This window comes from Myxococcus sp. CA023 (assembly GCF_010998615.1).
Classification (GTDB): domain Bacteria; phylum Myxococcota; class Myxococcia; order Myxococcales; family Myxococcaceae; genus Myxococcus.
In genome coordinates this window covers 1-410 of the sequence record NZ_JAAEAH010000220.1, presented here as the reverse complement: position 1 = coordinate 410, position 410 = coordinate 1, and the positions used below count along the sequence as shown (strand labels likewise).

The following is a 410-nucleotide window of genomic DNA, read 5'->3' as shown; positions in this document are numbered from 1 at the left end:
AGCTTGTGCTTCTCGCCCGCCTTCATGGCGGCCTTCATGTCTTCGGTGAGCTGCTGCTTCATGCTCATGAGGAACCTCGTGGTGGTAGGTGGGGCGGGGCGGATGCCCGAACCCGGAAACGCAAAAAGCCGGCGACGCTCGCGCGTGCCGGCTTCGGCTCCATCGCGACAGGCAGGCCCGCCGCAATGAAGATGCGTCCGATCAGTACAGGCGCTGACGCTTGGTGACGTCGCGCGACGAGCGGCGCAGCTGACGCTTCACAGCAGCGGCGGCCTTGCGCTTGCGCTCCTGGGTCGGCTTTTCGTAGAACTCGCGCTTGCGGGTTTCGGCCAGCACACCGGCCTTTTCGCAAGTGCGCTTGAAGCGGCGAAGAGCAAACTCGAAGGGCTCGTTCTCGCGGACTTTGACGC

Annotated in this window: 1 protein-coding gene; it reads right to left on the bottom strand. The window is 64.6% G+C overall.

The features are described 5' to 3' along the window. Nucleotides 1-201 precede the first annotated feature (201 nt). A partial coding sequence (rpsU, locus tag F8M74_RS37365; protein ID WP_163884794.1) for a 30S ribosomal protein S21 occupies nt 202-410 on the bottom strand: 209 nt, incomplete at its 5' end.